This is a genomic window from Actinomadura rugatobispora (assembly GCF_055379765.1).
Genome location: NZ_AP029191.1, coordinates 468,080 through 481,836 on the forward strand (window position 1 = coordinate 468,080; position 13,757 = coordinate 481,836).

General features: G+C 75.2%; 2 protein-coding genes. One reads left to right on the top strand and one right to left on the bottom strand.

Annotated features, from left to right (window positions below; genetic code table 11):
• Positions 1 to 62: 62 nt before the first annotated feature.
• Positions 63 to 12,281 (bottom strand): amino acid adenylation domain-containing protein, encoded by a 12,219-nt coding sequence (locus ACZ466_RS01875; protein WP_378285503.1) that lies wholly within the window; start codon positions 12,279 to 12,281, stop codon positions 63 to 65.
• 124 nt (positions 12,282 to 12,405) lie between these two features.
• Between ACZ466_RS01875 and ACZ466_RS01880 the strand changes: the two genes are divergently transcribed.
• Entirely contained in the window at positions 12,406 to 13,743 is a 1,338-nt protein-coding gene (locus ACZ466_RS01880; RefSeq protein ID WP_378285504.1) for a salicylate synthase, read from the top strand.
• Positions 13,744 to 13,757: the final 14 nt, after the last annotated feature.

Below are 13,757 nucleotides of genomic sequence, written 5' to 3' on the forward strand. Positions count from 1 at the left end.
GGGGTAACGGTCCCGGACCGGTTCCGGGGTGGTCTGGTGGGGTCGGGCCGCACGCCTGGCTCCTATCCGAGCCGGTCGAGCAGCCGGGCGACCGTCGGCGCGGCCAGCAGCGTGGCGATCTTCAGGTCGGCGCAGCCCGGCTCCCGCCGGATCCGCCTCACCAGCTTCATCGCCAGCAGCGAGTGGCCGCCGAGGTCGAAGAAGTCGTCGTCGGGGCCGACCTCGTCCACGCCGAGCACCTCGGCGAAGACGCGGCACAGCGCGGCCTCGCGGTCGCCGTCGCGGGGCCCCGCCGGTCCGGCGGCCTCGCCGGTGACGCTGCGGGCGGTGAGCGAGGCGGGCAGCGCCCCGACCCGGACGCCGGGGTCGTCGGCGACGGCCTCCATCAGGCCGGTCAGGGCGCCGGCGAGGGTGCCGATCGTGGCGTCGTCGAACAGGTCCGCCGAGTAGTCCACGATCAGCTGGAGCGAGCCGGGCGCCTCGCGGAAGATGAAGTCCAGGTCGAACTTGGCCGCGCCGGGCCCGAACAGCGCCTCGCGCTGCTCCAGCCCCGGGAAGCGCACGTCCCCGACGCCCTGGTTCTCGTATCCGACCATCACCTGGAACAGCGGGTTGCGGCCGGGCGCGCGGGGCGGCCGGAGCGCCTCGACGACCGCCTCGAACGGCAGGTCCTGGTGGGCGAGCCCGGCCAGCACCGCCTCCCGGACGCGGCCGAGCAGCTCGGTGAACGTGGGGTCGCCGGACACGTCGGCGCGCAGCACCAGCGTGTTGACGAAGAACCCGACCAGGTCGCGGGCCGCGTCGTCGGTGCGCCCGGCGACGGGGCTGCCCAGCGGGACGTCGTCGCCCGCGCCCATGCGGTGCAGCAGCGCGGCCACCGCGGACTGGCACACCATGAACATGGTGGCGCCGTTGCCGCGGGCCAGCTTGCGGAGCCGGTCGACCAGGCCGGGCGGCAGGTCGACGGTGCGGGTGGCGCCGCGCTGCCCGACGGTGGCGGGCCGGGGCCGGTCCACCGGCAGCGGGATCTCGTCGGGGATCCCGGACAGGGCCTGCGCCCAGTGCGCGAGCTGGCGGGCGTGCAGGCTGCCGGGGTCGAGCGGGTCGCCGAGCAGGTCGCGCTGCCAGAGCGTGTAGTCGGCGTACTGCACGGACGGCGCCTCCCAGGCGGGCGGCTCCCCGCCGCCGAGCCGGGCCGCGTACGCCTCGGCGACGTCCCGCGCGAACGGCCCGAACGACCACTCGTCGAACGCGATGTGGTGGAACACCGCCAGCAGGAGATGCTCCCCCTCCCCCTCAGGGAAGACCGCCACGCGCAGGGGGATGTCGCGGGCCAGGTCGAACGGCCGGGCGATGACCTCCTCCGGCGCGCACGTGGCGACCTCCAGCGCGGGCCGTGCCTCCTCCGGCGGCAGGATCCGCTGGTAGGGGGCGCCGTCGTCCTCGGCGAACACCGTCCGCAGGCTCTCGTGCCGGGCGGTCACGTCGCCGATCGCGGCCTCCAGCGCGGCCAGGTCGAGGTCGCCGCGCAGGTGGACGGCCAGCGGCAGGTGGTACGCGCCGCGCGGACCGTCGTCCTCCCGCAGCAGCTGGTCGAGCATCCACAGGCGGCGCTGCGCGAACGACAGCGGGATCCGCTCGGGACGCTCCCGCGGCTCCAGCACGGGCCGCAGCTCGCCCTCCGCCCGCTGGTGGACGCGGGCCGCCAGCTCGGCCACCGTCGGCGCCTCGAACAGGTCCCGGATCGCCAGCTCGGTCCGCAGCACCGTGCGGGCCCGGCCGATCAGCCGGGTCGCCAGCAGCGAATGGCCGCCCAGCTCGAAGAAGTCGTCGTCGATGCCGACGCCCGTGGCGTCCAGGACCTCGCCGAACAGCGTGCACAGCAGCCGCTCGACCGGGGTCCGCGCGGCCCGGCCGCCGGACTTGCGCGGGCCGCCGGACTGGCCGGGGTCGGGCAGGGCGCGCCGGTCCAGCTTGCCGTTGACGGTCAGCGGCAGGGCGTCCAGCGTGACGATGGCGCTCGGCACCATGTACGCGGGCAGCCGCTGCTTGAGCCCCTCGCGGACGCGGGAGGCCAGCACGCCGAGGTCGCGGGCGGCGACCGGGTCGTTGGCGTACGAGGCGGCCCGCCGGTCGGGCGCCGCCTCGATGCCCGCGGCGCCGCCGCCGAAGACGGCGTCGTAGCGGCCGATCTCGTCCGACGGGGTGGTGACCACGTCCGGGTCCAGCTCGTACAGCCGCTCGGGCTCGACGCCCTCGGGCGGCGCCTGAAGCAGTTCGCGGGCCTCGTCGGCTGTGGCGCCCGCCTCCAGGGCGCGCAGCGCGGCGACCTCGCCGGACAGCCGCGGGTCGGGGATGCCGCGCACGCGCAGCGGCCGGACCGCTGCCCCGGGCGCGGGCAGGTCGCCGGGGCCGGTGTAGTCGACGACCCGTGTCTCCAGCTCCGAGACCCGATCCGGCGACGCCTTCCACAGCGTGACGTCGTAGCGGTGCCGGGTCAGCTCGTTGTGGTGGACGCCGCGCTTGGTGCGCGCCTCCACCCGCGCCGCGCCGACGGACTCCCCGACGGAGGCGAAGAAGGCCGGCTCCAGGAGCAGTTCCTTCTCCATCCGGACGGCGCGGTCGACGGCGGCCGGGTCGCCGCCGCCGCGGCCGAGCTGGATCGCGGCGTGGAACGCGCGGACCGAGCGCAGGTCGCGCACGTCCCCGACGAACAGCGCCCCGCCCGGCACCAGCAGCTCCATCGCCTGGGCGATCACGTCGGCGAGGTAGCCGGCGCCGGGGAAGTACTGGACGACGGAGTTGATGACGATCGTGTCGAAGTGCTCGCGGGGCAGGCCCTCGGTGTCGTGCGCGGGCCGGCAGCTGAGCCGTACCGGCGAGCCGGGGCCGAGGTCGGCGCGGAGCTTGTCGATGACGGGCGCGGAGAAGTCGGTGCCGTGGTACTCCTCACAGCCGGGCGCGAGCCGGGTCAGCAGCAGGCCGGTGCCGACGCCGATCTCCAGCACGCGGCGGGGGCGCAGCGCGCGGATCCGCTCGACGGTCGTCTCCCGCCACTCGCGCATGTGGTCCAGCGGGATCGGGCCGCCGTCGTAGCTGCTGTCCCAGCCGGCGAACTCCTCGCCGTGCACGACCGTGGAGACCTCGGTGTACTCGGCGTCGTAGATCTGCCGCCACTCGGCGATCTGCTCGTCGGCCGCGCCCTCGCGCGACCCGTCCGGCACCACGTAGCCGAGCAGCCGCTTCACGCCGGGCATGTCGGTGTCGGCGGCGATCACGGCGGCCTGGCCGACGCCGGGCTCGGCGGCCAGCGCGGTCTCGATCTCCTCCAGCTCCACCCGGTAGCCGCGGATCTTCACCTGGTCGTCGGTGCGGCCGAGGAAGTCGATGTTGCCGTCCTCGCGCACCCGGACCAGGTCGCCGGTGCGGTACATCCGGCCCCCGCCGCCGTGCTCGTCGAAGGGGTCGGCCACGAACCGCTCGGCGGTCAGGTCGGGACGGCCGAGGTAGCCGCGGGCCAGCCCGGCGCCCGCGATGTACAGCTCGCCGGGGGCGCCCTTCGGGACGGGCCGCAGCCACCGGTCCAGCACGTAGCCGCGGGTGTTCCAGATCGGCTTGCCGACCGTGGGCGTGGCGCTGTCCTCGGTGCCGCCGCCCAGGGTGTTGATCGTGTACTCGGTGGGGCCGTACAGGTTGTAGCCGAGGACGCCGTCGGCCTCGGCGAGCCGTTCCCACACCGAGGTCGGGACGGCCTCGCCGCCCAGCAGCACCAGCGGCGGACGGTGCCCGTCACCGGTGTCGTCGAGCAGCCCCTCGTCGAGGAGGTGCTGGGCGTAGGTGGGCGTCACGTTGATGACGTCGATCCGGTGCCGCCGCAGGTAGGCGGTGAGGGCCTCGGCGTCGCGGCGCAGGTCCTCGTCGCAGACGTGCACCTCGTGGCCCTCGATGAGCCACAGCAGTTCCTCCCACGACATGTCGAAGGAGAACGACACCGTGTGCGCGATCCGCAGCCCGCGCCCGGCGGATTCGACGACCGGGTCGAAGATGTTGGCGCGGTGGTTGAACTGCATGTTCGTCAGGCCGCGGTACGGCGTCACCACGCCCTTGGGCCGTCCGGTGGAGCCGGAGGTGTAGATGACGTAGGCGGGCCGGTCCATGCGGCCGGGCGTGCCCGGCGCGAAGCCGGGCAGCTCGCCGTCGGCGAGGTCCCCGCCGTCGAGCCCGTCGAGGGACGTGCGGACGGCGGGGTCGTCCAGTTCGATCACCGGGCCGCCGAAGGTGAGTCCGGCGGCGATCGGGCCGTGCGAGACGAGGCAGGCCGGGGCGGCGTCGGCGAGCATGTAGTCGAGCCGGTCGGCCGGGTAGTCCAGTTCCAGCGGCAGGTACGCGGCGCCCGTGCGCAGCACCGCGAACAGCGCCACGACCATCTCCGCCGAGCGGGGCAGCGCGAGCGCGACGACCCGTTCGGGGCCGGCGCCGTGCCGCAGCAGCAGCCGGGCGAGCCGGTTGACCTCGGCGTTCAGCTCGGCGTAGGTGAGCGACACGTCCGGCAGCGACACCAGGGCGGTGCGGTCGGGGGTGCGCCCGGCCTGCTCGGCGAGCAGCTCGGCGACGGTCAGCTCCGGCACCGGCCGGACGGCCTCGTCCCAGTCGGCGCGCAGCCGGTCGTGCTCCTCGGGGACGAGGACGTCCAGGCGGTGGCAGAGGGTGCCGGGGTCGTCGGCGAGCTGCTGGAGCACGCGGACGTACCGGTCGGTGATCCGCTCGGTCTCGGCCTCGGTGAACGCGTCGCCCCGGTACATGACGCGCAGCCCGGCGCCGGGCTCCACCACCATCGTGATCGGGTAGTGGGTGGCGTCCCGGACCTCCCGGCCCAGCACCCGCACGTCGCCGTCCGGGCCGAAGCCGCGGTCGGTGGGCATGCCGGGGAAGTTCTGGAAGACGAAGAGGGTGTCGAACAGCGTCCCCAGGCCGGTGGCGCGCTGGACGTCGGCGAGCGCGACGTGGTTGTGGTCGAACAGCTCGGACCGGGCGCCCTGGACGCGTTCCAGCACGGCGTCCAGCGAGTCGGCCCCGCCCGCGCGCACCCGCACCGGGATGGTGTTGAACAGCAGGCCGACGATCGACTCCACCCCAGGCACGTCCGGGTGGCGGCCGGAGACGGAGGCGCCGAAGACCACGTCGTCGCGGCCGGTGAGGCCCATGAGCACCAGGCCCCACGCGGTCTCGAACAGCGTGCCCCGCGTGATGCCGCGCTCGCGGGCGACCGCGTCGAGCCGTCCGGCGAGCCCGGCGGGCAGGTCGCGGTGCACCTCGCCGGCGGTGGACAGGTCGGCGGGACGGTCCAGCAGCCCGGGGCGCAGCAGCGCGGGCTCGTCGAACCCGTCGAGCTCGGCGCGCCAGGCGTCGATGGACTCCTGGCGGTCGCGGGCGTTCACCCAGTCCAGGTAGGCGCGGAAGGGCGCCGCGGGACGGGCGGCCTCGGCGGCGGCGTCGGTGTAGTGCTCCAGCAGCGAGGTGACCAGGAGGCCGCCGGACCAGCCGTCCAGCAGGATCAGCTCGGAGGTCAGGATCAGCCGGTGGTCGTGCTCTCCGAGGCCGGCCAGGCCGAAGCGGATCAGCGGCGGGCGTCCGGGGTCGAACGGGCGGGCGCGCTGGGCGTCGACGAACGCCTCCAGCTCGTCCTCGCCGGCGACCTCCGCGTGGGTCCAGGGCACCTCGAACTCGGCGGGCACGAACTGGACGGTGCGGCCGCCGTCGGCGCGGAACCCGGCGCGCAGGTTCGGGTACTTCTCCAGGACGCCGCGCGCCGCGTCCTTGAGCCGGTCGGGGTCGACGGGGCCGGACAGCGTCACCACGGCCTGCTGGACGTAGATGTCGCGGCCCTCGCCCGCCATCATCAGGTGGAAGAGCAGGCCCTCCTGGAGCGGCGAGAGCGGCAGCTCCGACGGCTCGTCCGCCGGGGCCGCGGCTTCCACCGCCGCGCCGCCGCCGTCGATGGCGGCCGCGGCGGCGAGCGCCTCGACCGTGCGCAGCCGGAACACGTCCCGGACGGTGAAGACCAGCCCCGCGCGGCGGGCGCGGGCCACCAGCAGGGCGGCGCTGATGCTGTCGCCGCCGGTGCGGAAGAAGTCGTCGTCGGCGGCCACGTCGTCGCGGCCGAGGAGGCGGCCCGCCAGCCCGGCCAGGACCAGCTCGGGCCCGGTGCGCGGCGGGCGCCCGGAGGCGCCGCGCCCCGGCTCGGGCAGCGCCCGGCGGTCCACCTTGCCGTTGGGGTTGAGCGGCATCTCCTCCAGCACGACCAGCTCGGACGGCACGAGGTAGCCGGGCACCAGCTCCCCGAGGCGGTCGAGCAGCGCGTCCGGGTCGGGGACGTCGCCGGTCACGTACCCGACCAGACGCGATCCCCCGCGCACCGCAGTGTCATTCTGGGGGGACGACCCCCCAGCCCCCCCGGTGACGGTAACAGCCGCCTGCCGGACGCCGGGCTGCGCGGCCAGCACGGTCTCGATCTCGCCGGGCTCGATCCGGAAGCCGCGGATCTTGAGCTGGTCGTCGGCGCGGCCCAGGAAGTCCAGCGAGCCGTCCCGGCGCCGCCGGACCCGGTCGCCGGTGCGGTAGAGCCGCGAGCCGGGCGGGCCGAACGGATTGGCGACGAACCGCTCGGCGGTGCGCGCCGGGTCGCCGAGGTAGCCGCGGGCCAGGCCGTCGCCCGCCAGGTACAGCTCGCCGACCGGCACCTCGCGGAGCGCGGCGTCCAGCACGTAGGCCGCGGTGTTGGCGATCGGAGAGAGCCCTCCCGTGCCGCCGTCGGCGATGAGGCTGTCGCCGGCCGCCTCCGAGCAGCCGTACAGGTTGACCACGCGTCCGGGGGCGCGCTCGGCCAGCGCGGCGGGCAGCGCCTCGCCGCTGCTGATCCAGGTGGTGACGGACGCGGGCGGGCCCGCCTCCAGCAGCGCCGACAGCAGGCTCGGGACCAGCGTGACGGTGCCGACGCCGTGCCGGTCGAGGAAGGCGGTGAGGGCGATCGCGTCGGTGGCGGTGTCGTCGTCGGCCACGACCACGGTGTCACCGGCGACCAGGCCGCCGAGGAGCTCGGTGGTGCCGTCGATGAACGCGGGCGAGCTCTTGGCGGCGCGCACGCCGGGCCCGGTCAGCTCGGCGCCCCAGGCGAGCCGGTTGGCCAGCGCCCCCTGCGTCCCGACGACCGCCTTGGGCGTGCCGGTGGAACCGGAGGTGAAGATGACGTAGGCCGGGTGGCCGGGGCGCACGTCCGGCCGGGTGCGCGGCGGGGCGGACACGGGCGGCTCGTCGCGGCCCAGGACCAGCAGCGGGCGGACCGTCTCGATCATGAAGTCGACGCGGGCGGCCGGGTAGGTGACGTCGATCGGCAGGTAGGCGGCACCGGTCTTCAGCACGGCCAGCAGCGCCACGGCGAAGTCGGCGGAGCGCGGCAGCGCGATCGCGACGGTGGTCTCCGGTCCCGCCCCGGCGGCGGCGAGCCGGTCGGCCAGCCGCTCGGCGCGCCCGTCCAGTTCGGCGTAGGTCAGCACGGTGTCGCCGAAGACGAGGGCGGTCGCGTCCGGGGTCCGCGCCACCTGGGCCTCGACCAGCTCCGCGACGGTTCGTACCGGGAAGTCGCGGGCGGTGTCGGGCCCCCGGACCGGCGCGCCGAGCGCGGACAGCCGGACACCGGGGTCGGCGGCGATCCGGCCGAGCAGCTCGCCGAGCCGGTCGACCAGGTCGGTGACGGTCTCCGGGTCGAACAGGTCGGCGGCGTACGCGGCGAAGCCCTCCACCTCGTCCTCGCCCTCGGCGAAGTACAGGTCGAGGTCGAACTTGACGCCGCCGGTCTCGGGCAGGAACGGCGTCGCCCGCACCCCCGGCAGCGACGGCCGCACGTCGTCCAGCCGCTGGTGCACGATCATCACCTGGAACAGCGGGCTGCGCGCCAGCGACCGCTCCGGCGCCAGCCGCTCCACCACGCGCTCGAACGGCACCCCGGCGTGCGCGAAGGCGTCCAGGTCGGCGGCGCGCACCCGGTCGAGCAGCTCGGCGAACGTCGGGTCGCCGGACAGGTCGGTGCGCAGCACCAGCAGGTTGACGAACACGCCGACCAGGTCGGTGAGGTCCTCGTCGGAGCGGCCCGCGATGGGCGAGCCGAGCGCGATGTCGTCGCCCGCGCCCGACCGCTGCAGCAGCGCGGCGACGGCGGCGTGCAGCACCATGAACACGCTGGTGCCGGTGGCGCGGGCCAGTTCCCGCACCCCCTCCAGCGGCAGCCGGAACGGCACCAGCCCGCCCCGGTGGGTGGCCTCGGCGGGCCGCGGCCGGTCCAGCGGCAGGACGGTCTCCTCCGGCAGCCCGGCCAGCGCCCGCTCCCAGTGCGCCAGGCCGCCGGCGGGCTCGGGCGCCTGCGGCTGCCAGACGGCGTAGTCGGCGTACTGGACGGGCAGCGGCGCCCAGTCCGGGGCGCGGCCCTCCAGCCGCGCGGCGTAGGCGGCCGACAGGTCGGCCAGCAGCGGCGTGAACGACCACTCGTCGGCGGCGGCGTGGTGCTGCAGCAGCACCAGCGTCCACTCCTGGTCGCCGGTGCGGATGAGGGTGGCGCGGATGGGCAGGTCGGTGCCGAGGTCGAAGATGTGCGCGGCGGCGCCCGCCTCGGCCTCCGCGAGCCGCTCGGGCGTCCAGCCGCGCGCGTCCACGACGTCGAAGGCGGCGGCCGTGCCGGGGTCCAGGACGCGCTGGACGGGCAGCCCGTCCTCGCCCTCGGCCAGCAGCGTGCGCAGCGCCTCGTGGCGGTCGACGACGTCGCCGAACGCGGCGCGCAGCGCGCCGGGGTCGACCGGCCCGGACAGCCGCAGGCCCAGCGGCAGCGCGTACGCGGGCGAGGGCCCGCGCAGCCGCTCCTCGAACCAGAGCCCGCGCTGCGCGGCCGACACCGGCAGGACGGCGGGGCGCTCGACGTCCCGGACCCGGGTGCCGGCGACCTCGACGAGGCGGGGCGCGAGCGCGGCGACGGTGGGGGCCTCGAACACGTCCGCGATGGTCAGTTCGGCGCGCAGTTCCGCGCGGACGCGCGCGGCCAGCCGGGTGGCCAGCAGCGAGTGCCCGCCGAGCGCGAAGAAGTCGTCGTCGATCGTCACCCGGTCGTGCCCGAGGACCTCGGCGAACACCGCGCACAGCGCGGTCTCGCGGTCGTCCCTGGGCTCCCGGCCCGAGATCCCGGCCTCGGCCGCGGGGGCGGGCAGCGCCCTGCGGTCGAGCTTGCCGTTGACGGTGCGGGGCAGCGCGTCCAGGGCGACCAGGGCGGACGGCACCATGTACTCGGGCAGCGTTTCGGCCAGTGCGTCGCGCAGTGCCCCCTCGAAAGCGGCGTCCTCGGCCGCCGCGGCGCCGGGCGCGGGCACGTAGTAGCCGACCAGGCGCGGATCGCCGGGACGGTCCTCGCGCACCACCACCGCCGCCTGCGCGACGCCCTCCTGCGCCGCCAGGACCGCCTGCACCTCGGCGGGCTCGATCCTGAATCCGCGGATCTTCACCTGGTCGTCGGTGCGGCCCAGGTACTCCAGGGAGCCGTCCCGGTTCCAGCGGGCCAGGTCGCCGGTGCGGTACATGCGGGTGCCGGGCGGGCCGTACGGGTCGGCGACGAACCGCTCGGCGGTCAGGTCGGGCCGGCCGACGTAGCCGCGCGCGAGCTGTGCCCCCGACAGGTACAGCTCGCCGGGCACGCCGACCGGGACGGGACGCAGCGCGGCGTCCAGCACGTGGGCGCGGGTGTTCCAGAACGGGCGCCCGATCCCGTCCGACGGCAGGTCGGTGTCATTCTGGGGGGACGACCCCCCAGACCCCCCGGCAAGAGCCGCGCCGACATTCCTCGCTTCGCTGCGGATGTCGGCGGAGGTCGCCCAGATCGTGACCTCGGTGGGCCCGTACACGTTGGTGGCCCGCGCCGCCACCCGCGCGAGCGAGGCGGCGAGGTCGGCGGGCAGCGCCTCGCCGCCGACCAGCACCCGCAGCCCCCGGAGGGCGGCGGGGTCGAGCGAGCCGAGCAGCGACGGCGTGCCCTGGACGATCGTGGCGCCGGTGAGCAGGCCGGCGAGCGCGGCGGGGTCGCGGACGGCGGCGCGTCCCGCGAGGACGACCGTGGCCCCGCTGATGAGCGGCACGTACAGTTCCAGCGCCGCGATGTCGAAGGCGATGGTGGTCACGGCGACCAGCCGGTCGGTGCCGTCCAGCGCGAGTTCGGCGCGCTGCATCAGCAGGAAGTTGGCCAGCGCGCCGTGCGGGATCGCCACGCCCTTGGGCCTGCCGGTGGAGCCCGAGGTGTAGATGACGTAGGCGAGGTCGTCCGGGGAGAGGTCGGGCAGGGGCTCGGAGGGCGCGGCGGTGACCAGGTCGATCTCGTCGAGAAGGATGACGTCGCGGTCCTCCGGGAGCTTCCCGGTGGTGCCGGAGGCGGCGATGACGCACAGCGGGCCGGCGTCGTCCAGCATGTAGGCGAGCCGGTCGGCGGGGTGGTCGAGGTCGAGCGGCAGGTAGGCGGCGCCGGACTTCAGCACGCCCAGCAGCGCGACCACCAGATCGGGGGTGCGCGGGTGCGCGATCGCCACGACCTCGCCCGGACCGGCGCCGCGGGCGCGCAGCTTCGCGGCGAGGGCGGACGCACGCGCGTCCAGCTCGGCGTAGGTCAGGGACGCCGCGCCGCCCTCCGTGCCCTCGACGGCCGTCGACTCGGGCGTGCGGGCGGCCTGGTCGGCGAACAGCTCGACCACGTTCGTCACGGGGACGGGGCGGCCGGTGTCGTTCGCGGCGTCCACGACGGCGCGGTCCTCGCCGGTCGTGAGGTCGTAGGCGCCGATGGGACGGTCCGGGTCGGCGGTCGCGTCGCCGAGCAGCCGCTCCAGGTGGGCCAGCAGCGCGTCCATGCGCGCGTCGTCGAACAGCTCGCGGCGGAACGTCGCCTCGACCGTCATCCCCTGCCGCCGGACGAACGCCTCCAGCGACAGGTCGAAGTGCGTCGTCCCGTTGTGGATGTGGGTCCAGCCGGAGGTGACGCCGGGCAGGTCCAGCTCGCCGATCTCCTGGACCAGGAACAGCAGCATGGTGTCGAAGAACGGCGAGCGGCCCTGCGTCCGTGCGGGGCGCAGCTCGCGCACGATCGCGTCGTAGGGCAGCGCCTGGTGGGCGAAGCCCTCCTCGACCGTGCGGCCGACGCGGCGCAGCGCCTCCCGGAAGGTCGGGCCTGCGCCCGGCGTCCCGTCCGAGGGCGACAGATCGGTGCGCAGCGCGAGGGTGTTGCCGAAGTTGCCGACCAGCCGCTGCACCTCGGCGTGCTCGCGGTTCATCACCGACGAGCCGATCGAGATGTCGGCCGACCCGGTGTAGCGGTGCAGCAGGACCGCGTACGCGGCCATCATCACCATGTACGGGGTGAGGTTCTCCTCGGCGGCCAGCCGCCGCATCCCGGCGGTGACCGCGTCGTCGAAGGTGCGGGCGCGGCGCCCGCCGCGCTCGGACACGGTGGCGCCGCGCGGGCGGTCGGCGGGCAGGTCCAGCGCCGCGGGCGGCGGGTCGAGCCGGGCACGCCAGTACGCCAGGTCGTCCTCCTGGACGGGGCGCCGCTGCTCCCACTCGGCGAAGTCGGCGTACTGCACGGCGAGGTCGGGCAGGCCGTGCGCGCCGGGCGTCCCGGCGAGCGCGGCACGGTAGAGCGCCGACAGGTCGCCCGACAGCGAGCCCCACGTCATGCCGTCCCACGCGATGTGGTGGACGACCAGGACCAGGGCGTGCTCGCGCTCGCCCAGACGCAGCAGTTCCAGCCGGATCGGCCGCTCCTTGCGCAGGTCGAACGGCAGCGCCGCCAGTTCCTCGGCGCGCGTCCGCGCCGCTTCGGCGGGGCAGTCGTTCGCGGGAAGGTCGAGGGCGTCGTCGTCGGTGACGATTTGCACCGCTCCAGAGGGAGCTTCGCCGTTGGCCGCCGGGTCGGCGTCGGCGTAGACGGTGCGCAGGACGGCGTGGCGCCGGATCAGCCCGCGCAGCGCCTCGCGCAGCGCGGCGGTGTCGAGGTCGCCCGTCAGGTTCACCAGCAGGCACACGTTGTAGGCCGGGCTCTGGGGGAACGTCCGGTGGTGCAACCACATGCTCTGCTGCGCGTACGACAACGGCGCCGGGCCGTCCGATCCACGCGGACCTATCCGGGAGGTGTCCGGGCCGAGCCCGGCCTCAACCATCATTCGCCGCATCAGCTCGCGTCGCCGCGCCGCCGTCTGTTCCCGCACGCTCAACTCTTTCGTCGTCGTCGGCCACCGCAGTCAGTTAGGTTAGCCTTGCCTACGAAAAACGCACAAGGTTAGCCTTACCTAAGTTTGACTGCATATTTCGGTCGAAGAGGAGTTGGGTGCCTTGTCCTTCGGTGTGCGCACGGCCGGTCCGGTCACCACGTTCGCGGTCACGGAGCTCACGGTCGACGTGACCGGTGCCGAGCCGCTGCGTCTGTTGGCGGGGCTGTCCGGCTCCGGCAGGTTCGACGACCACGTCGTTTACGAGCGTCCCGGGCTCTGGACGTTCGCCGGCGGCGTGCTCGGCGAGGTGGTCCTCGACGACGGCGTGGCGCGCACGCGCTGGGCCGGCGCCGAGCCATCGGAACGTTCCTGGTCCGGCGCGCCGTCCGCGGCGCTCGACGAGGCGTTCCGCGCCTGCCCCTTCGCCACGTGGAACGCCTACGGGTGGATCGCCTTCGAGTTCGCCCGCCCCGCCGACCGGCCCGCCGGGCAGCGGCTCGCGCATCTGGTCGTCCCGCGCACGGAGGTGCGGATCGAGGGCGCCACCGCCACCGTCACCAGCGTGGACACGGCGGAGGCCGAGGCCGTCGCCGCCTTCCTCGCCGCGCCGGGACCGCTCCGGTTCGGCTCCCCCGCGCCGGTCGACGTCCGGGTCGGCGGTGACCGATACCGGTCACGGGTGGCCCAGGCCGTCGAGGAGATCGCGGCCGGGCTCTACCAAAAGGTGATCGTATCCAGGCGGCTACCCATCTCTCACCCCGTCGACGTCACCGCCACCTACGTGCGCGGCCGCGAGGCCAACACCCCGGCCCGCTCGTTCCTGCTCCGCCTCGGCGGCTTCGGCGCCACCGGGTTCAGCCCCGAGGTGCTGGCGGGCGTGGACGGCACCGGCACCGTCATGACGCAGCCGCTGGCCGGCACCCGCGCGTTCGGGCGGGGCGCGGAGGTGGACGCGGCGACCCGGCACGAACTGGAGACCGACCCCAAGGAGATCTTCGAGCACGCCGTGTCCGTCCGCACCTCCCAGGAGGAGCTGTACGGCGTGTGCGAGCCCGACACCGTCCAGGTCACCGGGTTCATGGCGGTGAAGGAGCGCGGCAGCGTGCAGCACCTCGGCTCCAGCGTCAGCGGCCTGCTGGCGCCCGGCCGCACCAGCTGGGACGTGCTGGACGCGCTGTTCCCCGGCGTGACCGCCTCCGGCATCCCCAAGGCCGAGGCGGTGGCCGCGATCGGGCGGCTGGAGGAGCCGCGCGGGCTGTACGCGGGCGCGGTCCTCACCATCTCCCACGACGGCGCGATGGACGCCGCCCTCGTGCTGCGCGCCCTCTACAGCGACGAGGACGGCGCTTGGCTGCGGGCGGGCGCCGGCATCGTCACCGGCTCCACGCCCGAGCGCGAGTACGAGGAGACGTGCGAGAAGCTGTCCAGCATCGCCCCGTACGTCGTCCCGGCCTCCTGACCTCCCGGCACGAG